The following is a 22,488-nucleotide window of genomic DNA, read 5'->3' as shown; positions in this document are numbered from 1 at the left end:
TTTTTAGAAGTAACAACGATAACAAAATACGCTACCTACTTAGCCATTTAATCAAAATTTGTTCTAAGTCAACTTCAATAATTGGTTTTGATAAATAATCATCTAATCCTGCCTCTATACACTTTTCTTTATCGCCACTCATTATGCCGGCAGTTATTGCAATAATAGGCGTACTTGGACCACCTAATAACGCTCTGATGTCATGGGTAGCTTCATATCCGTTTTTATTAGGCATTTGAATATCCATTAGAATAATATCCGGTCTTTCTACTTTATATTGTTCGACCGCTTCATTCCCGTCTCTTGCTTCATAAATAGTACAATTAGAGATTATTTTTTTAACTAGTGTTTTTGCTAAAAGCATATTGATTTTATTGTCCTCAACAATTAAAACCTTTTTGTTACTAATACTTTCCATTACCACACGTTCACTTGCCGTAATATATTCATCAACTACCTCTTTCTTGATTTTGAATTTTTGAAATTCAATTTCGAAGAAAAAGTCACTTCCATCTCCATATTTACTAATCAATTGTAATTTACTGTCCATCAACGCCAACAATTGATTTGAAATAGCCAATCCTAATCCTGTTCCTCCAAATTTTCTATTGGTTGAATTATCCTCTTGTACAAATGAATTAAATATTTTATCCTTGTTCGCTAATTTAATTCCAACACCGGTATCTTTTACAGAAAACTTTAAAGTTTTGGTTTTCTTTTTTGATTCTGATACCACATTGATATCCAAACATATTTCTCCAAAACTGGTAAATTTTATTGCATTACTCAATAAATTTACCAAAATCTGTTTTAACCTGACAGAATCTCCTAGTACATATTTTGGAACATTCGCATCTAGATTTAATATTAAATTAATATTTTTTTGGTTTGCCTGATGGCTGAATAAATCAATAACCTGACGCGTCAATTGATACAGATTTACTTCTTCCATATGCAATTCTAATTTTCCGGATTCAATTTTAGAAAAATCCAAAACATCGTTTACAATGTGCATTAAAGAAGCGGCTGACTCATTAATGGTGGTCATATACTCTTCCTGATTCTTTTCCATTTTTGACTTCATCAACAAATGGGTAAATCCTATGATTCCATTCAATGGAGTTCTAATTTCATGACTCATATTAGCCAGAAAATCCGTTTTGGCTTTATTCGCTGCTTCCGATTGTTCTTTTGATTTCAATAATTCAATTTCCATCAACTTACGCTCCGTAATATCAATAAAACTGATTACAATTTCAATGATTTCATTACTTTGATTTTTAACTGGAAAACCATTCACTAAAACCCAAACAATTTTATCACTGTTAGGATGATTAATTCCTAAAGTAAAGTTTTTGACAGCTTCTTTTGTTTTAAGAATAAGGTTTATCGGGTGTTTTTCAATATCAATAATCGAATTATCGTCATTTAGATATTTCCAAATTGGATCTATAGCCTTCTTACCTAAAATTTGTTCGGTACTTAATCCCAATAATTCCGATGCTTTATTATTACTCATAATTACGGAAGTATCTGGTGCATGCACTACAATTCCCGCATCTAGATTATCTAATAATCCTCGATATCTTTCTTCACTTCTCGCTAGTGATTCATCAATAAGCTTCACCTTAGTAATATCACGTGAAAGACAGATGAAATGGGTATCATGTTCCTCCGTTTCTCTCATAGGTGCTATTGACAGTTCATACCAACGCAATTCACCTTTCTTTTCTAAGGTGTATTGACGCCCAGTTGAAAAACCATTTTCAGCAGCTTCACGTATTGCCGAAAAAGCTAAATTTGCAGCATCTGCAAGTAGCACTTCTGAAATTTTCTTGCCAATAAACTGACCTGTAGATTCCGTAAATGAATCTTTATGATGTGAATGATAGTTATAAATCGTACCGTCTAGACCTACTTCAAGCATTAAATCCGGGATAGCATCAATAATCGCCTCCATCTTTTTATTGGCGTTCTTGAATTCTTCTTCGGCCTTTTTAAGGTCAGTAACATCTAACATTGACCCTACAAAACGTGTCGGTTTTCCTTGATCATCTCTTACAATTTTAGCACGTTCGTAAAAACTACCATAAGTACCATCTGCCCTTAAAAAACGAAAATCCTCTGACCAGGTATTTGAGGTCCCAGCGTAACATTCTTCAATGCTTTTAATAACTCTAGCTCTGTCGTCAGGATGCAGCTTAGATCGCCATAGTGCTTTATGTTCCTCAGTGGACAAATCATCACCGTACGAATTTAAATTATCATAAGATATTTTATTATGCCAATTTTCACCACTAATAAAATCCAATTCAAATAAAGCATCATTTGTTGCCGATGCAATTAATTCGAATCGTTCATTTGCTTTCTTAATTGCTTCTTCGGCCTTTTTACGGTCCGTTAAGTCTAACCCCATGCCTAGCAGGCATTTTTTCCCTTCATATTCTATTGCTAAAGAATTGATATAATAGTGTATTTTATTTTTGGCTTTAGTATAAAATTCAACCTCAATCCCAGCAGATTCTTTTTCAAAAACAGTACTAATTCTAGCGCTGATCTTTTCCTTTTCATGTTCATCAAAAAGATCCAATGGACTCATCTGACTAATTTCATGGCCACTGTACCCTGTAACAAGCTCAAAATTTCTATTCCATTTTACAAATTTTCCAGATTCATCATAGAGATAAAATATTCCTGGTAGATTATTTATTATCGTTTCTGAAAGTAGTTTTTCTTTAAAAATTATTTCTTCTGCCTGCTTACGTTCTGTAATATCGGTAACAGTTCCAATGTAGCCTACAATCTCATTATTACTATTTTTTTCCGGAATGGCTTGACCCATCACCCAGGCAATAGTACCGTCAGGCTTTACAAAACGATATTCAGACAATGTTTTTTCACTCTTTCCCGTAGCATTTTCCCAACGATAAAGAATGGCTTTTCTATCTTCTTCATGAACAGCATCTAACCAACCATTACCCAATGCCTTTTGATAGGACAGGCCTGAAATTTGAGTCCAGCTCGGATTGACATAGGTCGTATAACCTGAGGCGTCCGTGCGAAAAATACCAACTGGAGAAACTTCAGTTAGCGTATGGTATCTTTTCTCACTTTGAAAAACGGCTTCTTCCGCTTTTTTATTTTGAATTTCTTTTTCAAACACCTCCAAAGCAAAAGATACATCATCAGTCGCTTCATCTAATAATGCAATTTCTTCGGCATCAAAAAAGTTCTTTTCAGTAGAATAAAGACTAAAAACTCCAATTACTTTACCCCCTTTTTTAATAGGTAATGACATTAATGAATTGAAACCTCGGCTTAATGCATCTTCTTTCCATGGCGTCATAAGAATACAGTTTTCAATGTCATTACAAACAACATACTTCTCCTCTCTTATCGCTGTTCCTACTGGACCTCTTCCTTCTGGTATATCTTTAGTTGAAATTGTTTTAATTTTGGAGAGATACGCCGTATCTTCTCCTGCAACCACTGCAGGTACTAATTCATTATTAACCTCATCTATTAACCCAATCCATGCCATTTTAAACTTCCCTCTTTCAACAGCAATCGTACAGGCCTCTTTAAACAGTGTTTCTTCATCCGTTGTGCGAACGATCATTTGGTTAATCTCACTAATAAACAAGTAGAGTCTATTAGCCTTAATAATTTTTTGCTCTGCTTCTATTCTTTCAGTAATATCTGTAACGATACCATGACAAATTACGGTTCCAGAAGGCTCTACAATAGGTAGTGAATTCACTTCGTGCCACACTAATCCTTTAGTAGGATGATAATAACGATAGGTTCCTTTTAGTGGGACTAGTTCCGTTTTTGTTTTAGTGATTTTTTTAATAACAGCTGCTAAATCATCAGGATGGATCAGTTTAAAAATGCTATTGGCATCTTTTTCGACCTCCGCAAATTCCAACCCATAAATATCGATAATAGCATCGCTTGCATAAGGGTAAGTTAATGAACCATCTTTATTTTGACGCATCGAATAAATTAACCCTGGCGCTGTAGCAGCTATTTTAACAAATTTATCCCTTTCTTTTTCCAATGACTCGATTGCTTCTTTTCTTTCGGTCACATCCCTTAAGTTAGCAATAACTCCCTTCACGCTATCGTAATTAATCAAGTTGCTAAGCATCCCTTCGAGCCATATATACCCCCCATTTTTATGTTTAATCTTAAACAAAACTGGATTTGGAACATCTGGATTACTCAATGTTTTTTGGATTTCCTGCTGCATATATTCCAAATAATCAGGATGGAAATATTCGACGTCAGGCATTTGCCTAAATTCATCAGCTGTGTAGCCTGTAATCCGGGTGGAAGAAGCACTACGAAATATAGTCTTTAAATTTTCATCAAGTACGGTGATAATACCGTCGTTGTTTTCGACCAAGGCACGAAAGTATTTTTCGTTTTGTTTTAATTTTAATTCGATATTTTTTTGTGTTGTAACCTCCCTGAAATTTGCAATTATCCCTTTTACACTGCTGTCGTGAAATCTATTGGTCACAACACCTTCAAGCCAGATATAATGCCCTTTTTTATGTTTTACCTGAAACGACAAAGGAATTACTTCCCCTGGGCTTGCTATCGCATTTTGTATATTTTGATGTATATAATCTAAATAATCTGGGTGAAAGTACTCTTCATGAGCTATGGTATTAAATTCTTCATCAGTATAACCCGTTACTCGCTGTGAAGAAGGACTACGAAATAAAACTTCTAATTTTTCATCAACAACAGTGATAATCCCTTCGTTGTTTTCAACCAAAGAACGGAAGCGTTTTTCGCTTTTTTCAATTTTAAGATCTGCCTCTTTCTCAAGAGTAATATCCCTAAAAAAGATAGAAAGTCCATCTTTGGATGGATAAATATGATTTTCTACCCATCGCTGATTTGGCTTATAATAATCTTCAAATTTAAAATACTCTTGTGTTGTTATCGTTTTATAGCATGCTTTATAAAAAGCGTTATCAACAACCTCAGGAAACTCCGTCCAAATGTGTTTTCCAATCATTTCTGCTGGATCTCGATTTAGAAATTCTCCTGCTTTTATATTCATATAGGTATAACACCAGTTTGAATCTAGTGCAATAAAAGCATCCGTTATACGCGCAAAAGTATTGGTCAGTAATTCGTTGGCACGTTTAATCTCAGTTATGTCTTTAACAAAACCCATGAAGCGATTTTCTGAAAGCTTTACTGAATCTACTCTACTCCATCTAATTTCTCCCGATTTGTGAACCGTTTTAAACTCTCCTTTTGACTCTCCTACTTTCTTTACTTTATTGAAACACATTCCTAAATCTTCTAAAGATTCCTGAAATGTAATTTCCATCATCGACAATTTTAAAAGTTCTTGCTCTGAATATCCAAATATGGAAGAGACTGCTCTATTTACTTCGACAAAAATTCCGTTTTCATCAGCAACAAAAATTCCATCAGGCGCATTTTCAATATAGTTTTTAAACTTACGATTACTTTCTTCTTCTATTAACTGAAGTTTGATTTTAGCTTGAGCTTGCTTTTTTTCTTTTAGCTTTTCAGTAATGATTTTCTTTTCTGATACATCTTGCGTATTTCCTCTAAGAGCAATCACTTCTCCATTTACATCTGTTACAGGAATAACGATTACATGAAGCCATTTTATTCTATTAGCAGAAAAATGGCCCGCCTTTTCAATTTCAAAAGACTTCTTATCCTTTATACATTGATGTATTTTATTTTGAAATTGAATAACCTCTTCTTTTGAAAAACGCTTTAAATAGGATTCAAACAAATCCTCCTTCGGCTTCTTTTTAATTTCGTAGATAGAATATAATTCTTCCGACCAAATCATTTTTTTATTGATTATATCGAATTCCCAACTTCCTATTTTAGCAGTCTTTTGAGCGTCATTTAGCAGTCTCTCGCTTGTAATTAAATTCTGTTGTACTTCCCTTATTTGGGATATGTCTCTTCCAATTCCATAAATAAGTTTTCCGGCGTGGTCGACACTACTAGTCCATTGAATAGTTACAATGGCTCCATTTTTTTTAATATATCTATTTTCGAAACTAATTGAACCCTCACCTTTCGACAATCGTTCTATTTCTAGATTGGTTTCTAGAATATCTTCAGGATGAATAAATGAAACCAAACTATTGCTGAGTAACTCCTTTTTTGTATACCCTAATTTTTTTTTGAATGCTGGATTAACCTCTTTAAAAAACCCATCCATTCCTGCTACGCATAACAAATCTTCGGATTCTTTAATATAGAAATCAAAATTAGCAAAGCCACTACGCCCTTTGCTTAGGTTATTTATCTCCTCTTTTTGATTTTCTATAATCTTGAGTAAGTCATCGTAGGTAGGTTGGGGCAAATTTGTATTCATAAAAAATTAAACTAGATATTAAAAGCTCAAATGCTTTTGAATATAATTATTTATAATCTTTAAACCACTGTATACAGATATAGAGCTATTTTATATGCTATTGATTATCTATCATCTAATGATTTCCATAAGGACGATTGAACCGAATCTACGTCAGAAACCCAGCGATTAGCAATTGAAACTTAAAAATACTATTTAATTCGGTATAAATCAATACTTAGAAATTTAATTTACATTCTATACCTATTAAACTCGTAATTTAAGTGACTACAACTATTCATGTAACAAAACAGGGCTATTTTACCTACAAATTTATCGCAATGTAGTTCAGAACAATTTGCATTTAATCAAATCAATAATAACAGGTCTATTTTAAACTTTTTGCCATTATTGATTATCTCTAACTTCATCTGACTCAACAAAAAACAAACTTTAAATTACTGTCTTACTGATAATTATCATATTATACTTCTTAGAAACTATCTAAATTTATATAATTATTAATCTTAAAATGAAAGTTTAATCCTCGACAGCAAACTACTACTATTCCCTTAATCGCTTTAACCTCAATCTAGCTTACATTTTAATGAACGATTGATCTCATAAACCGCCCTTTTTTCCATTTAATTTCTCGAATGTGACATTTGTTACTGTGTAGCCCTTATTGCGAAATTATCTTTGCCCTAATAATTAGAAACAAAAATTATGAAGAAAATAAATTTAATAGCACTCTTAGCAACCATTTTCATCTCTGCTTTTAGTTATGGTCAAGATACATTGGCTATTTCTAAAACTGATCTTTGGCAGAAGGTGGCCGATAAAAATTTACAAATTAAGATTGCAGATCAGGAGTTTAAATCGGCACAGGCAGATTACAGACAATCCAATTCTTTATTTTTACCCAATATCACCGCTTCACACACGGCTATTGCTACTACTAATCCTTTGATGGCTTTTGGATCTAAATTGAATCAGGCGATTTTGACGGCATCTGATTTTAATCCAGAACTATTAAATAATCCAGATCGAACTACAAACTTTGCCACTAAAATTGAAATTCTGCAACCCATCATCAATATCGATGGATTGTATGGAAGACAGGCGGCAAGAGCAAAGATGAATGCTTATTCGCTACAAACGGAACGCACTAAAGAGTACCTCGAACTAGAAGTCAACAAATCTTTTATGGAATTGCAACTTGCTTATAAAGCTGTTGCCGTTTTAGACAAAGCGAACGCAACTGCTGCCGAAAACTTGAAATTAATAGAAAACTATTTTAAACAAGGGATTCTTCAAAAAACAGATTTGCTATCTGTACAGGTTCGTGTGAGTGAAATAAAAAACCAATTGCAATATGCAAAAAGTAATGTGCAAAATGCCTCTGATTACTTGGCTTTTTTATTGAATGAAGATCTTGGAGACAAAGTATACAAACCCGCTGATGCTTTAGAAAATACCATTAGCATACAAACGATCAACACTTCCCTTTCAGCGAACAGAAAAGATATTCGAGCGATGGATCAATCTACTGAAGCTTATCAAAAAATGTTGTTATCAAGTAAAATGACCTTCTTGCCTCGATTGAATGCTTTTGGAAGTTATGAATTGTACGATGACACACTTTTTGGGACTAACGCAAAAGGATATGTGGTAGGAGCTCAATTATCATGGAATGTATTTGACGGTTATAAATCAATTGGAAAAATGGAAAAAGCGAAGGCTGATTTCCAAAAAGCGGAGATTGAAACACAACAGTACAAAGCTAAAAGCCAACTGGAATTGAATAAAGCAAATCGCCAGCTGAATGATGCTGAGAATAAGGTCAATCTTTCTAAGTTAGATTTAGAACAATCACAGGAAGCATATAGAATTAGAAGCAATCGTTTTACACAAGGTTTAGAAAAAACGACAGACTTACTACAAGCTGAAACTCAAATGTTCAAAAAAGAATTGGAATACTTACAAGCTGTTTTTGAATACAATTATACACAACAGTACTTACAATTCTTAACGAAGTAATAATTAAGAAGAGAGAAAAGAATAAAGATTTAAGACAAAAATAATCAAACGAAAAACCATGAAAAAAATAATAACACTAATTTCAATTTCCCTTTTTATTTTAACATCCTGTAATGGAGAGAAAAAAGAAGCGGTAGCTGAATCTCCTGCAATTGCCGTTACAGTAAGTGGCGTTTCTGAAAATGACAATAGCCCATTTGTAAGTGCAAGTGGGAAAATCGAAGCAGAAAACAGTGCCGATTTGAGTACTAGAATGATGGGCTATGTAACTAAAGTATATGTTCAGATAGGACAAAAAGTAAATGCAGGGCAAACATTAGTAAGTATTAACAACTCTGATTTACTGGCCAAAAAAGCGCAAGCAGACGCTAATATTCTTCAAGCAACTGCAGGGTACAATAGCGCTAAAAAAGATTACGATCGTTTTGTTGCTTTGTTCAAACAACAAAGTGCTTCACAAAAAGAATTAGATGACATGACCGCTCGTTATGAAATGGCCAAAGCGGGACTTGAAGGGGCAAAACAAATGCGAAATGAAGTTTTGGCACAGTTCAATTATTCTAATATTACGGCTCCATTCTCTGGTGTGGTGACTAATACTTTTGTAAAAGAAGGTGATATGGCTAACCCTGGAATGCCATTAGTAAGTATGGAAGGTGCCTCTAAATTAGAGGTAAGCGCCATGGTTTCTGAAACTGATATTACTAGTATAAAAAAGGGAATGCCTGTTAGCATTTTAGTAAAATCATCTAATGAAAAATTGACGGGTAAAGTAAGTGAAGTGAGTTTGTCTGCAAAAAACACGGGTGGACAATATCTGGTAAAAATAAATTTAGATAAAACGGACAGTTCAGTCTTGTCAGGAATGTTTGTAAATGTACAGTTTCCTGTTGAAAACAAATCGAATATTTCCAAAAGTGATGTGATTTTAGTTCCAGAAAGTGCTTTGGTAAGACAAGGTCAACTTACTGGAATATACACTATAGGAAATGAAAATGTAGCGATCTTAAGATGGTTACGTACTGGAAAAACTTATGGTGACCAAGTGGAAGTATTGTCTGGATTATCAGCTGATGAAAACTACATCATCTCTGCTCAAGGAAAATTATTCAACGGAGCGAAGGTAAATGTTCAGTAAAAAAATTAAAGTTTAAAGTTTAAGGTTTAAGGTTTAAAAGTTCAAAAAACAGAACCCCTAAACTGAAAATGAATAAAATAAATATCATTGTTAATTCCAGCGTGAGGGATAGAAGTGAAAATCCTTTTTCGTCAGTTCGAGTTTCCGCTTTTTAGCGGAAGTATCGAGAACAAGAAAAAGATTGAAACGAATAGCCCGACCCTTGTGGTCACGCCCAAATAAAAAAATTATTATGCAAGAAGGAATTTCAGGTAAAATTGCCAATTTTTTCATCAATTCAAAACTAACTATTTTGATGATGATCGGTTTGATGATCATTGGTGTGTACAGTTCTTTTCTTATTCCAAGAGAAGAAGAACCACAAATTAATGTTCCGATGGCCGACGTCATGGTCGGTTATCCAGGAGCGAGCCCTACTGAGGTAGAAAGCCGTGTGGCAAAACCGCTAGAGAAAATCATCTCAAATATCAAAGGGGTGGAACACGTGCATACGATGGCTATGAATGGTCAGGCGATGCTTATTGTTCAATTTTATGTAGGTCAGGATGTAGAGCGTTCGTATGTGAAGTTATACGACGAACTGGCAAAACACGAAGATATGTTCCCAAAAGGAGTGTACAAACCAATGGTAAAAACTCGTTCTATTGATGATGTACCAATGCTTGGAATCACGCTTTGGAGCGACAAAATGGACGATTTTCAGCTGCGTCAAATTGCCGAAGAAGTAACATCTGAAGTTGAAAAAGTAAAAGATGTTGCGATTACTAAAGAAATTGGTGGAAGAAGCCGAGTGCTCAAAGTGATTTTGGACAAAGATAAAATGGCAGAGAATGGCATCGACCCTATGGGTATTATGCAAATGATTCAAGCGAATAATAGCAGTTCGCAATCAGGGAGTTTTGTCAATAACGATGAGGAATATTTAATTACGACAGGGAAGTTCTTAACCTCAGCTGACGATGTAGAAAATCTGGTTGTAGGGATTAATAAAAATATGCCTGTTTACTTAAAACAAGTGGCTACAGTTCAAGACGGTCCGTCTACCGCAAAAAGTTATGTATCCTTTGGGTATAGTAAATCAAACGAAAAATACAAAGACGCAAAATCTGAATATCCTGCCGTAACCATATCTGTAGGGAAGGTCAAAGGTGCGGATGCGATGAAAATTTCGGAGAAAATCATTGATAAAGTAAACCATTTAAAAACTACTATCATACCTAATGATGTTCATGTCGAAGTAACTAGAAATTACGGTGAAACGGCATCAGATAAAGTGGGTGAATTATTGCTACACTTGGGTATTGCAATTTTGGCGGTAACGTTCTTAGTGATGCTTGCTATGGGCTGGAGAGGTGGATTAGTTGTTTTCTTCTCAGTACCATTGACTTTTGCATTGACCTTATTCAGTTATTATATGCTGGATTATACATTAAATAGAATCACGCTTTTCGCCTTAGTATTCGTAGTGGGAATTGTCGTCGATGACAGTATTATTATCGCAGAGAATATGCACAGGCATTTCAAGATGAAGCGATTACCATTTAAACAAGCCGCTATTTATGCGATAAATGAAGTAGGAAACCCAACGATTTTAGCAACATTTACGGTTATTGCAGCTATTTTACCAATGGCGTTTGTATCTGGAATGATGGGACCTTACATGAGTCCGATGCCTATAGGCGCTTCGATTGCCATGATATTGTCGCTGTTTGTTGCATTGACTGTTACGCCTTATTTAGGATATCATTTATTACAAGAAAAAGATACACAAGAACATAAAGAGCAGGAAGGACTAGAAACTAGTTTTATCTATAGAATGTACAACAAGCTGGAACGTCCTTTACTGGAAAGTAGCATGAAGCGAAGAGTACTTGTGGGAGTGACTGTTTTATTATTGTTTGGTTCTGTTGGTATGTTTTTTACCAAATCCGTATTAGTAAAAATGTTGCCTTTTGACAACAAAAATGAATTTCAAGTGGTAATTGATATGCCCGAAGGAACGACTCTGGAAAGAACATCAGCGGTTACTAAAGAAATTGCGCAGTATTTAACCACAATTGCAGAGGTTGTTGATTATCAAAACTACATTGGAACATCGGCACCAATCACTTTTAACGGATTAGTTCGTCATTATGATTTGCGTGGTGGAAGTAATATGGCTGATATTCAAGTGAACTTATTGCACAAAGAAGATCGAAAATTACAAAGTCACGACATTGCTAAAAATGTGCGTCCGCAAATTCAGAAAATCGCTAAAAAATATGGTGCGAATGTAAAAATTATCGAAGTTCCGCCAGGACCTCCTGTTTTGTCAACATTGGTTGCTGAAGTTTATGGTCCAAATTACAAAGACCAAATTAAAGTAGCGCAACAAGTAAAAGATATTCTTCATAAAACAGATGGTATTGTAGATATTGACTGGACTGTAGAAGACAATCAAACAGAATACAAGCTGGAAGTTGATAAAGAAAAAGCAATGCTAAATGGGATTGCACCGCAACAAATAGTTGGGAATTTGACTTATTTATTGAAAGAATATCCTGTTTCTAATTTGTATGCTGAAAATTCAAATGACAATGTAGGTATTGTTCTTTCGCTTGACGATAAAGACAAAACAAGCTTGCAAGACATTCAGAACTTAAAAATAAAAGGAAGCCAAGGGAATATGATTCCGGTGAGTGATTTAGTAAAAGTAAAAACAGATACGTTACAAAAAACCATTTATAGAAAAGATCAAAAACGTGTGGTTTATGTTACCGCTGATATGGCTGGCGCATTAGAAAGTCCTGTGTATGCCATTCTGGGAATGACGGAGAAATTAGACAAAATGAATATCCCAAAAGGATATAAAGTCAATGAATTATACATGGATCAACCAACAGATGAAAGTGATTTCACTGTAAAATGGGATGGTGAATGGCAGATTACTTTAGAAGTATTCCGTGATTTAGGAGTAGCCTTTCTAGTAGCTATCGTGATAATTTACATGTTGATTGTGGGCTGGTTCCAGAACTTTAAAACACCTATGGTGATGATGTTAGCGATTCCGCTATCCTTAATTGGAATTGTGTTTGGCCACTGGTTGTTAGGTGCTTATTTCACAGCAACTTCTTTCATTGGTATGATTGCTTTGGCAGGAGTTATGGTTAGAAACTCGGTTTTACTGATTGACTTTATCGAAATAAGATTGAATGACGGTGTGCAGTTAAAACAAGCGATTATTGAGGCTGGAGCAGTAAGAACCTCTCCTATTCTATTGACAACTGGAGCAGTAGTTATTGGAGCTTCTATTATCTTATTTGATCCACTGTTTCAAGGATTGGCAATTTCGTTAGTATTTGGAGCTATCGTTTCTACTATTCTAACATTGATTGTAGTGCCGTTGATTTATTATGTGACGGAGAGAAAGAAATGGGAAACATCTAACGAACCAACATCTAACGAAGAGCAATAAACAAAAATAGAATGGCACGCAGATAAAACGGATTTGAGTCGATTTCCACAGATTAAAATCCGTTTTTATCCGCTACATCTGCGTTATCCGTGTTCCATTTTTAGTGTACAATTCCAAAACAAAAAAACAAATGAAACTACTTATTATAACCGCCATAGCGGCATTTGACCAAGACATCAAAAAAATGCTAAAACAAGCCGAGGTAAAAAACTTTAGCTACAAAGAGGTAACAGGATTTAAGGATATTTCGGAAGTGTCAATGGAAGGAAATTGGTTTGGAAGCGAAATGAGCGAAAACGAATCCATACTCTATTATGCCTTTGTAGACAATGGAAATGTAGATACATTGATCGAAAAAGTAAACGAATTCAATACGCAGCAAGAAAGTTTATCAAACATTCATGTGGCAGTATTAAATATTGAAAAACACAACTAATAAAAATTATAAAAAATGAAAAATAAAGTATTTAGAATTGTAGTAGGCTCTTTTATCCTAATCAGTTTAGCATTGGCAATCTATGTAAATATAAACTGGTTGTGGTTTACGGTATTTATAGGCGTTAATTTAATTCAATCTGGTTTTACTAAATGGTGTTTATTGGAAACTATTTTGACTAAATTAGGATTGAAAGACTAATTCCAGTTTTGATATAAAATTCAAAATCCGAGTTGCAACAGCAGCTCGGATTTTTTTATGCACTTATTTTTTTGGGTTACTTATGGTTTATTGGCTAGATATAGTCATCGAAAACAAATAAAAAAGGAAAGGAACGAAAATGAATCTAGACCTTGCGATACGTCTCTCGAAAGCTATTTTAGATTTCAAATCAATCATCACTTAATTAGATAAACACACAATATTTTCCCAATAAATTATTGGATACAAAACAATTGACTATATTTGCATCGCACACGATATAAACGACTGCGATTAAAATAAAAACGATGAGTAAAACTATAGAAACTACGTTAACGCAAAATATTTTCAGAATACTATTAGCCTTTTTTATGGTCTATGCTGGATTCAGTCACCTTACTTTTAATAGAGTTGACTTTCAGGCACAAGTACCAGACTGGTTGCCGCTAAGCAAAGACTTGGTGGTAATACTATCAGGCGTAGTAGAAATGGCATTGGGTCTCGGTTTGGCTTTTTGGAAAAAGGAACGAGCAACTTTCGGTTGGGCACTGGCACTATTTTTCGTTTTAGTGTTTCCTGGAAATATTGCGCAATACTTGGATCATAAAGATGCTTTTGGAGCTTTAAATTCAGATAACGCACGTTTAACACGTCTGTTTTTCCAACCCGTACTGATCGCCTGGGCCTTGTGGTCAGCAGGTTCGTATCAAGCTTGGAGAAATAGTAAAACAAACAACTAATTATGGATGATGCTCAATTAAAATTAAGCAACCAAGTCTGTTTCCCGATCTACTCTGCTTCTCGTTTGATCACTAAGGCCTATAAACCTTACTTAGACGAAATGGGGATTACTTATCCACAGTATTTGGTATTAATGGTTCTCTGGGAAAACGATATCCTTTCTGTAAATCAGATTACAGAAAAGCTACTTCTGAACACTAACACTCTTTCTCCATTGCTAAAACGCATGGAGAGAATGCAACTGCTACAACGTAATCGCTCTGAATCAGATGAAAGAAGTGTTATTGTACAGCTTACAGAAAAAGGAAAAAACTTAAAAGACCAAGCAAAGCCCATTCCTGATCAACTCATCAAAATATTGCTTACTGAAAACATCAAGATATCCGATGTACTGCAGCTAAAAGAGATGCTGAATGAATGGATTAAAATACTCACAGAAGACAACAAAAATTTAGAATAAAACAAAAAAATAAAAACAAAGAATATGGAATTATTAGACAAATTAAATTGGAGATACGCTGCTAAAGCGATGAATGGTACAAAAGTATCACAAGAAAAAATTGACAACATAATTGAAGCAATATCACTTGCTCCTACCTCAAGTGGTTTACAACCGTTTGAAGTAATTGTAATTACAAATCAAGAATTAAAAGAAAAAATCAGGCCTATTTCTTGGAACCAATCCGTTGTTACTGATTGTTCTCACTTATTTGTATTCGCTGCCTGGGATACTTATACAGCGGAACGAATTAACAAAATGTTTGATTTGACAAACACCATTCGCGGTTTTAAAAACGAAGGTTGGGAAAATTACCGTCAAATGCTTTTAAATCTTTATCCGCAAAAGGATGCTGAGGAAAACTTTACCCACGCCGCTAAACAAGCTTATATCGCATTTTCTCAAGCTATTGCTGCTGCCGCTTTTGAGGGAGTTGACAGTACACCTTTAGAAGGTTTTGATGCTGATGCATTGGATGAAATTTTAGGATTAAGAGCCAAAGGACTTAGAAGTTGCGTTATGCTTCCTGTAGGTTACAGAGACACTGAAAATGACTGGTTAGTTAATCTTACCAAAGTAAGAAAAAGCAAAGAAGATTTAGTTACTTTAATTGATTAGTAATAAAAAAGTTACTGATTTTATAGAATAAAAAGTGGTTTGGGTTTATACTCAAACCGCTTTTTTTTCTCTATCTTATATCTTATAACTACGCTACTCATGAACGATTCCTTAAATATAGGAAGCGTAAACCGAAAGCTAGCGTAGATTTCTCCTTTGTGACAAACACAAGTTTGTGAATAAATACGCTGTCACTCCCCACAACCAAAATTTTAATTATACCTGTTTATTTCTTATATTCGTTCTGCACAAAACGATACAAAAATGAACTTCAAATCTTTTCCAAAAATAAAATCAGAACGTCTTTTATTAAGAAAAATTGAAGAATCTGATGATGCCGTAATCCTATACCTGCGCTCTGACGAAACGATTAATCAATATATCGAAAGACCAGAAAACAGAAAGACGAAGACTATTGCGCAAGCACTCCAATTTATTAATGAAATAACCCAGGACTACCACAATAATAAATCGGTAACTTGGGGCATTATTTATAAAAACGAACCGCATCTTATTGGAACAATTTGTTTGTGGAACATTTCCGAGAACAATACTATTGCCGAAGTGGGTTACGGTCTTAATCCTGCATTCCAAAATAAAGGAATTATGACCGAAGCACTAATGTGTGTTATTGATTATGGATTCAAAGAACTAAAACTAATCAAGATCGAGGCATTCACCCATTATAAAAATGAGAGCTCTAAAAAACTACTAGAAAAAACTGGTTTTCATTTTATGGAAAACCGAAAAGATCAAGACAATGATTCCAACAGTATCTATGAACTTCTAAATAGTCAGAGTTAACTAATTGCAAGATCTTTCTGCCACTTTAAATAACACCTTATGACAAAGAGTACTAAAAAAGAGTTAGCACCAGACCAAAGTCAAGAACTACTGATGGTACTACAAACCCGTTTTGAGAAAAACAAAAACCGTCATGAAAATCTGGAGTGGACAACGATACAGACAAAGCTGGAAATCAATCCAGAAAAACTTTGGTCCCTCAATGAAATGGAAAATACTGGTGGCGAACCAGATGTTGTAAGTCATGATAAAAAAACAGACGAATTTCTTTTTTATGATTGCGCTACTGAAAGTCCGCAGGGACGAAGAAGCTATTGTTATGACCAAGAAGCATTAGAGTCAAGAAAAAAATTCAAACCAGAAAACAATGCCCTCGATGTGGCAGCAGCCATGGGAATTTCCCTTTTAACCGAAGCAGAGTATAAAGAATTACAGCAACTAGGTAATTTTGACACCAAAACGTCAAGTTGGATAAAAACACCGGCAGCAATTCGAAAACTCGGAGGCACGCTCTTTTGTGATTTTAGATACAACACCGTTTTTGTGTATCACAATGGTGCCGATTCGTATTATGCAGCCAGAGGATTCCGCGGGGTACTGCGAGTCTAAATTTTGGCTGTAGTAGTTTAGATTTATAGAATTGGTAACAAAAAAATAAAAACTAGACGATAAAGTCAGTAGCTACCTACTCTCATTGGCAGCCATAAAAACATATAAATCCTATTTAGTTTTTCATGAAACAATCTAAACAAACCTCTTTAAAAATGATTTAAAAGAGGTTCGTTTTTTACAACTCCTATCAGCACCTCTAAAAAAGCAACTACACCTAGTCTTCAAAACACCTTGTAAAACACTAATTTACAGCTAGTTAAACCTGAAAATACGAATTGTTTTGAAACACTCAATTAAAATTTTAACAAAAAAACAAGAAAACATTTGTATATACAAATAAAATAAGTGTTACATTTGTACCAACAAATAAACAACGTATTGGTATGAAAATTGAAGACATCATAAAGACTACAGCCATTTTGAATAATTCAAATCGAATTATTTTGAATGTAATGTATAGCGAAAACGTAATCAGTGAGAAATTCAATGAAGTTTTGAAACCGTATGAATTATCTGGAGAACAATACAATGTGTTACGCATACTAAGAGGACAAAAAGGAAATCCCGCTAATATGAGTGTCATTCAGGAACGCATGATTGCCAAAACGAGTAACACCACCCGTCTGGTAGATAAATTATTATTAAAAGAGCTGGTTACCCGAAAAGTCTGTCCGGAAAACAGAAGAAAAATAGAGGTTTTGATTACGCAAAAAGGATTGGACGTTTTACATGAACTAGACCCTAAAGTAACTGAGCATGGCAATTACTTCTCAAAAAATTTAAATGAAGAGGAATTAGAGCAATTAAATACATTATTAGAAAAATACAGAAATCAATAAAATATAAATTATGAGTACTTTCTTAGAACACCAAAATTGGAGATACGCAACAAAGAAATTTGATGCCAGCAAAATAATAAACAAAGAAGATTTAAATACTTTAAAAGAAGCTATTCGTTTAAGTTCTTCTTCTTATGGATTACAACCTTACAAAATTATCCTTGTTGAAAACCCAGAATTAAGAGCTAAAATCCAACCTGCTGCCTGGGGTCAATCTCAAATAGTGGAAGCTTCACATCTTATCGTTTTTGCAAATGAAACTCAAATTGCGGAACAATCTATTGATAGTTATGTTAAAAATATAAGTACTACAAGAAACGTACCTATTGATTCATTAAATGGATACTCAGACTTCATGAAGTCAAAAATAGTAACTCTTGATAAAGATTCAAAAAACATTTGGGCTTCAAAACAAACCTATTTAGCCATGGGTAACTTATTAAATGCGGCTGCCGAATTAAAAATTGACGTTACTCCTATGGAAGGTTTTGTTCCTGAGCAGGTAAACGAAATATTAGGATTAGAAAAACTAGGTCTTAATGCTTCTTTAATAGCAACTTTGGGTTACAGACATGATGAAGATGCCTCTCAACATTACAAGAAAGTTAGAAAATCAAACGAAGATTTATTTATCACATTATAATAACAATCAAATTTCAATACAAACAAAAAAATTAAACACATGAAAAATTTAAAATCAATTGCATTAGCATTAGTAGTAGTTTTCGCAACAGCAACTGCATCAGCACAAACTAAAAAAGTAGACGCAACTGCAAGTACAATCAACTGGGTTGGGAAAAAAGTAACAGGACAACATAATGGTACTGTAAATCTAAAAGCGGGAACTTTAATCTTCAAAGGAGACAAATTAGCTGGAGGAACTTTCACTGTTGATATGACTTCATTAACTGCTACAGATCTTTCTGGTGAATACCAAGGAAAATTAAACGGTCACTTGAAATCAGAAGATTTTTTTGGAACTGAAAAATTCCCAACTGCTACTTTAGTATTCAAAACTATCGCAGCAAAATCTAAAACTCTATATACTGTAACTGCAGACTTGACTATCAAGGACAAAACAAATCCAGTAACGTTTGATATTACTGTAAACGGAAATACTGCTACAACAGCTTTCAATGTTGACAGAACTAAATATGACATTAAATATGGTTCAGGAAGTTTCTTTGACAATTTAGGAGACAAAGCAATTTCAAATGAATTTGAATTAGCTGTAGCCTTAAAGTTCTAATATTTTTCAATATAAATACATAAGCCTCAACAAGCAATTGTTGGGGCTTTTTATTGCAATCAGAATAGTAATCTAACAAAAAAGACTGATATTTTAGTTTTTTTTTATTCCTTTCCGATTGTTAAACCAAATTACCTTTATATATTTGTAGTATGAAAATAACAATGAACAATACTTGGTGGTGGAACAATTTACGTCAAACGTCGTGAACTAAGCTCCTATGGTATTATCAACTATAAAAAAAAGGCTTGTCATCACGACAAGCCTTTTTTTTATGCTTATTTTATTTTCAACATCACTTAAGACTTTAAACCTTAAACTTTAAACAACTTGAAATCTTTTATATTTAATACAAAATACAAACAAATTCTCGCAGACACCATAACTCCTGTTAGTGTGTATTTAAAAATACGTGACAAATTTCCGAACAGTCTTTTGTTAGAAAGTAGCGACTATCACGGGAGTGACAACAGCTTTTCCTATATATGTTGCAATCCGATTGCTTCTATAAAAATAGAAAACGAAACGATTTACAAAACCTTCCCAGACGGTACTTCTGAAAAAATAGCTATCGATGCTAACACGAGTATTCCTGAAGTAATCCAAGAGTTTTCCGCACAGTTTAAATCCGAAAAAAATGACTTTAAATTCATCAATAATGGTTTGTTTGGCTACATTTCTTATGATGCCGTTCGCTATTTTGAAAAAGTAACTATTGCCAAAAAAGACAATAGTATTTCAATACCAGATGTCTATTATGCGGTGTATCAAAACATAATTGCCATCAATCATTTTAAAAATCAAGCGTATATTTTCTGCCATAGTTTGGACGGAAAAAATAACATTTCTGAAATTGAACAATTATTGCAATCTAGAAATATTGCTTCCTATAAATTTTTGAAAGAAGGCGAAGGCTTTTCAAATTTAACCGACGACGAGTTCAAACACAATGTGGCTTTGGCCAAAAAGCATTGTTTCCGTGGGGATGTGTTCCAATTGGTTTTATCCAGAAGGTTTACCCAAGGTTTCAAAGGTGATGAGTTCAATGTATACAGAGCGTTGCGAAGCATCAACCCTTCTCCCTATTTATTCTTTTTTGATTACGGAGACTTCAAAATATTTGGTTCTTCACCCGAAGCACAAATTATTGTCAAAGATCGTAAAGCCGAAATACACCCTATCGCCGGAACTTTTAAACGAACAGGTGATGATGAAAAAGACGCGATACTGGCTAAACAATTATCCGAAGACAAAAAAGAAAATAGTGAGCACGTCATGTTAGTCGACTTAGCTCGAAATGATTTGAGTCGCAACGGTCATAACGTAAATGTAGAGAAATACAGAGAAGTACAGTTTTTCTCGCACGTAATCCATTTGGTTTCCAAAGTAACTGGTCATTTACATGAAAAAGCAACAACTATGCAAGTAGTCGCCGATACTTTTCCAGCTGGGACATTAAGCGGCGCTCCAAAACACAGAGCGATGCAACTCATCGAAGAATATGAAAAAACAAACCGTAATTTTTATGGCGGCGCCATAGGTTTTATGGATTTTGAAGGGAATTTTAACCATGCTATTATGATTCGAACTTTCCTGAGCAAAAATCATCAGTTGCACTCCCAAGCGGGAGCCGGAATTGTTTCTGGTTCAGACGAAGAAAGCGAAATGCAAGAAGTGTACAATAAACTCCTTGCGTTGAATAAAGCTTTGGATTTAGCGGAGACAATATAAAAAATAAGTGGTCAGTTTTTAGTATCAGTTGGCAGAACCTGAAACTTTAGACTTTAAACAAAAAAACAAAATGAAAAAAGTATTAGTTATAGATAATTACGATAGTTTCACTTACAATCTAGTCCATTATCTGGAAGATCTAGAGTGCGAAGTGACAGTGTACAGAAACGATGAGTTTGATATTGATGAGATTGCAGGATTTGATAAAATTCTACTTTCTCCTGGTCCTGGAGTTCCTGATGAGGCCGGATTATTGAAAGATGTGATTCGGAAATATGGCCCTACCAAAAGCATTCTTGGTGTTTGTCTTGGGCAGCAAGCTATTGGTGAAGTCTTTGGAGGAACATTGTCTAATTTGGACAAAGTGTATCACGGGGTTGCTACAATGGTAAAAACAGTGGTTGAGGATGAGCTATTATTCGAAGGACTTGGAAAAGAGTTTGAAGTGGGACGCTACCACTCTTGGGTTGTCGATGCGACTTTACCTGAAATGCTGGAAGCTACTTCCTTTGATGAAAATGGCCAAGTAATGTCGTTGCGTCACAGAACGTTTGATGTACGCGGGGTACAATTTCACCCCGAAAGCGTGTTGACGCCAAACGGAAAAAAGATATTAGAGAATTGGTTGAAAGCTTAGATTCTCCAACAGCCCCATTCGAAGGAGAGGGAGCCAAAACAGATACTTAGATTACAGTTTTGAGGTCAAGCAATAAAACTTTAAACCTCAAACTTTAAACAATAAAATCAAAATGAAAAACATATTAAACAGATTGATCAATCATGAAATGCTTTCCGCAGCGGAAGCAAAAGAGGTCTTGGTCAATATATCAAACGGCAGTTACAACCCAAGTCAAATCTCCGCTTTTTTGACGGTTTTTATGATGCGTAGTATTAGCATTGAAGAACTTTCTGGTTTTAGAGAAGCCTTATTAGACTTATGTATCCGTGTTGATTTATCAGATTACAATACAATTGATTTATGTGGGACAGGTGGTGACGGAAAAGATACTTTCAATATATCTACTCTAGCCTCTTTTATCTCTGCAGGAGCAGGAATAAAAGTTGCCAAACATGGGAACTACGGAGTTTCGTCTATTTCTGGCTCTAGTAATGTGATGGAAAAACTGGGAATCAAATTCAGTAATGATGCCGATTTCTTAGAACGAAGTATTGACAAAGCGGGTATTTGTGTTTTACACGCTCCTTTATTTCACCCCGCTATGAAAAACGCAGGTCCAATTCGAAAGGAACTAGCAGTAAAAACTTTTTTTAATATGCTGGGGCCGATGGTAAATCCATCATTCCCTAAGAATCAATTGGTAGGCGTTTTTAATCTGGAACTGGCTCGAATATATTCTTACTTATATCAAAATACGGATGTGAATGTCACCATCCTACATTCATTAGATGGCTACGATGAAGTTTCATTGACTGGTCCCACAAAGATTATCACCAGTTCGATGGAAGGAGTTCTAAATCCAGAAGATTTTGGTGTTAGTCTCTTAGCACAAAGTGAAATCGAAGGAGGGAAAACAATTGAAGAATCAGCCCAAATGTTTACTGACATCATTTCAGGAAAAGGAACAGAAGCCCAAAATAATGTGGTTTGTGCCAATGCAGGAATGGCAATTGCAACAGTAACAAAATGTACGCCGCTCGAAGGATTTCAATTAGCTAAAGAAAGTTTGTTGTCCGGAAAAGGATTGAAAGCCTTGAATAAATTACAAGAGTTAAGTAAATAAAATAGTTTAAAGTT

General features: G+C 34.6%; 17 protein-coding genes. 16 read left to right on the top strand and 1 reads right to left on the bottom strand.

The window, feature by feature from the left end; translation table 11 throughout:
* Nucleotides 1–31: 31 nt before the first annotated feature.
* Nucleotides 32–6,391 (bottom strand): PAS domain S-box protein, encoded by a 6,360-nt coding sequence (locus tag AAC069_RS10055; protein WP_339920336.1) that lies wholly within the window; start codon nucleotides 6,389–6,391, stop codon nucleotides 32–34.
* Between the two features lie 705 nt (nucleotides 6,392–7,096).
* Between AAC069_RS10055 and AAC069_RS10050 the strand changes: the two genes are divergently transcribed.
* From AAC069_RS10050 to trpD, 16 genes are all read left to right on the top strand, one after another.
* Nucleotides 7,097–8,410, top strand: coding sequence for a TolC family protein (locus tag AAC069_RS10050; protein WP_339920335.1), 1,314 nt, complete (start codon nucleotides 7,097–7,099; stop codon nucleotides 8,408–8,410).
* A gap of 58 nt (nucleotides 8,411–8,468) precedes the next feature.
* A complete protein-coding gene (locus AAC069_RS10045; RefSeq protein WP_339920334.1) occupies nucleotides 8,469–9,548 on the top strand; it encodes an efflux RND transporter periplasmic adaptor subunit in 1,080 nt (359 codons plus the stop codon).
* 232 nt (nucleotides 9,549–9,780) lie between these two features.
* A complete protein-coding gene (locus AAC069_RS10040; protein ID WP_339920333.1) occupies nucleotides 9,781–13,002 on the top strand; it encodes an efflux RND transporter permease subunit in 3,222 nt (1,073 codons plus the stop codon).
* A 130-nt stretch (nucleotides 13,003–13,132) separates the two neighbouring features.
* The gene (locus tag AAC069_RS10035) at nucleotides 13,133–13,438 is read left to right on the top strand and encodes a hypothetical protein (RefSeq protein ID WP_339920332.1); all 306 of its coding nucleotides are present in this window, start codon (nucleotides 13,133–13,135) and stop codon (nucleotides 13,436–13,438) included.
* 15 nt (nucleotides 13,439–13,453) lie between these two features.
* On the top strand, nucleotides 13,454–13,639 hold the full coding sequence (locus tag AAC069_RS10030; RefSeq protein ID WP_339920331.1) for a DUF2892 domain-containing protein: 186 nt from the start codon (nucleotides 13,454–13,456) through the stop codon (nucleotides 13,637–13,639).
* Nucleotides 13,640–13,947: 308 nt separating this feature from the next.
* Nucleotides 13,948–14,379, top strand: a complete 432-nt coding sequence (locus AAC069_RS10025; protein ID WP_339920330.1) for a hypothetical protein — start codon at nucleotides 13,948–13,950, stop codon at nucleotides 14,377–14,379.
* A 2-nt stretch (nucleotides 14,380–14,381) separates the two neighbouring features.
* A complete protein-coding gene (locus AAC069_RS10020) occupies nucleotides 14,382–14,840 on the top strand; it encodes a MarR family transcriptional regulator (RefSeq protein ID WP_339920329.1) in 459 nt (152 codons plus the stop codon).
* Between the two features lie 24 nt (nucleotides 14,841–14,864).
* A complete protein-coding gene (locus tag AAC069_RS10015) occupies nucleotides 14,865–15,497 on the top strand; it encodes a nitroreductase family protein (RefSeq protein ID WP_091087247.1) in 633 nt (210 codons plus the stop codon).
* Between the two features lie 264 nt (nucleotides 15,498–15,761).
* A complete protein-coding gene (locus AAC069_RS10010) occupies nucleotides 15,762–16,301 on the top strand; it encodes a GNAT family N-acetyltransferase (RefSeq protein ID WP_339920328.1) in 540 nt (179 codons plus the stop codon).
* Between the two features lie 39 nt (nucleotides 16,302–16,340).
* Nucleotides 16,341–16,910 carry a DUF4256 domain-containing protein gene (locus tag AAC069_RS10005; protein ID WP_339920327.1) on the top strand — a complete coding sequence of 190 codons (570 nt, stop codon included), beginning with the start codon at nucleotides 16,341–16,343 and terminating at the stop codon, nucleotides 16,908–16,910.
* A 386-nt stretch (nucleotides 16,911–17,296) separates the two neighbouring features.
* Nucleotides 17,297–17,752 carry a MarR family transcriptional regulator gene (locus AAC069_RS10000; protein ID WP_339920326.1) on the top strand — a complete coding sequence of 152 codons (456 nt, stop codon included), beginning with the start codon at nucleotides 17,297–17,299 and terminating at the stop codon, nucleotides 17,750–17,752.
* 10 nt (nucleotides 17,753–17,762) lie between these two features.
* Nucleotides 17,763–18,395, top strand: coding sequence for an NAD(P)H-dependent oxidoreductase (locus AAC069_RS09995; protein ID WP_339920325.1), 633 nt, complete (start codon nucleotides 17,763–17,765; stop codon nucleotides 18,393–18,395).
* Nucleotides 18,396–18,434: 39 nt separating this feature from the next.
* Nucleotides 18,435–19,001 carry a YceI family protein gene (locus tag AAC069_RS09990; RefSeq protein WP_339920324.1) on the top strand — a complete coding sequence of 189 codons (567 nt, stop codon included), beginning with the start codon at nucleotides 18,435–18,437 and terminating at the stop codon, nucleotides 18,999–19,001.
* A 330-nt stretch (nucleotides 19,002–19,331) separates the two neighbouring features.
* Nucleotides 19,332–20,732 (top strand): anthranilate synthase component I family protein, encoded by a 1,401-nt coding sequence (locus AAC069_RS09985; protein WP_339920323.1) that lies wholly within the window; start codon nucleotides 19,332–19,334, stop codon nucleotides 20,730–20,732.
* A gap of 70 nt (nucleotides 20,733–20,802) precedes the next feature.
* Nucleotides 20,803–21,369, top strand: a complete 567-nt coding sequence (locus AAC069_RS09980) for an aminodeoxychorismate/anthranilate synthase component II (RefSeq protein WP_339920322.1) — start codon at nucleotides 20,803–20,805, stop codon at nucleotides 21,367–21,369.
* 112 nt (nucleotides 21,370–21,481) lie between these two features.
* Nucleotides 21,482–22,474: an anthranilate phosphoribosyltransferase gene (gene trpD, locus AAC069_RS09975; RefSeq protein WP_339920321.1), complete on the top strand. Its 993-nt coding sequence runs from the start codon at nucleotides 21,482–21,484 to the stop codon at nucleotides 22,472–22,474.
* The last annotated feature ends 14 nt before the right edge of the window (nucleotides 22,475–22,488 follow it).

It is taken from the genome of uncultured Flavobacterium sp., from assembly GCF_963974175.1.
Lineage (GTDB): Bacteria > Bacteroidota > Bacteroidia > Flavobacteriales > Flavobacteriaceae > Flavobacterium.
The sequence above is the reverse complement of the archived record's forward strand: the minus strand, read 5'-3'. Positions and strand labels throughout refer to the sequence as shown.

Excerpts from the sequence above, each read along its gene's own strand:
- AAC069_RS10055 (WP_339920336.1), bottom strand. The coding sequence starts at position 6,391 with ATGAATACAAATTTGCCCCAACCTACCTACGATGACTTACTCAAGATT.
- AAC069_RS10050 (WP_339920335.1), top strand. The coding sequence starts at position 7,097 with ATGAAGAAAATAAATTTAATAGCACTCTTAGCAACCATTTTCATCTCT.
- AAC069_RS10045 (WP_339920334.1), top strand. The coding sequence starts at position 8,469 with ATGAAAAAAATAATAACACTAATTTCAATTTCCCTTTTTATTTTAACA.
- AAC069_RS10040 (WP_339920333.1), top strand. The coding sequence starts at position 9,781 with ATGCAAGAAGGAATTTCAGGTAAAATTGCCAATTTTTTCATCAATTCA.
- AAC069_RS10035 (WP_339920332.1), top strand. The coding sequence starts at position 13,133 with ATGAAACTACTTATTATAACCGCCATAGCGGCATTTGACCAAGACATC.
- AAC069_RS10030 (WP_339920331.1), top strand. The coding sequence starts at position 13,454 with ATGAAAAATAAAGTATTTAGAATTGTAGTAGGCTCTTTTATCCTAATC.
- AAC069_RS10025 (WP_339920330.1), top strand. The coding sequence starts at position 13,948 with ATGAGTAAAACTATAGAAACTACGTTAACGCAAAATATTTTCAGAATA.
- AAC069_RS10020 (WP_339920329.1), top strand. The coding sequence starts at position 14,382 with ATGGATGATGCTCAATTAAAATTAAGCAACCAAGTCTGTTTCCCGATC.
- AAC069_RS10015 (WP_091087247.1), top strand. The coding sequence starts at position 14,865 with ATGGAATTATTAGACAAATTAAATTGGAGATACGCTGCTAAAGCGATG.
- AAC069_RS10010 (WP_339920328.1), top strand. The coding sequence starts at position 15,762 with ATGAACTTCAAATCTTTTCCAAAAATAAAATCAGAACGTCTTTTATTA.
- AAC069_RS10005 (WP_339920327.1), top strand. The coding sequence starts at position 16,341 with ATGACAAAGAGTACTAAAAAAGAGTTAGCACCAGACCAAAGTCAAGAA.
- AAC069_RS10000 (WP_339920326.1), top strand. The coding sequence starts at position 17,297 with ATGAAAATTGAAGACATCATAAAGACTACAGCCATTTTGAATAATTCA.
- AAC069_RS09995 (WP_339920325.1), top strand. The coding sequence starts at position 17,763 with ATGAGTACTTTCTTAGAACACCAAAATTGGAGATACGCAACAAAGAAA.
- AAC069_RS09990 (WP_339920324.1), top strand. The coding sequence starts at position 18,435 with ATGAAAAATTTAAAATCAATTGCATTAGCATTAGTAGTAGTTTTCGCA.
- AAC069_RS09980 (WP_339920322.1), top strand. The coding sequence starts at position 20,803 with ATGAAAAAAGTATTAGTTATAGATAATTACGATAGTTTCACTTACAAT.
- trpD (WP_339920321.1), top strand. The coding sequence starts at position 21,482 with ATGAAAAACATATTAAACAGATTGATCAATCATGAAATGCTTTCCGCA.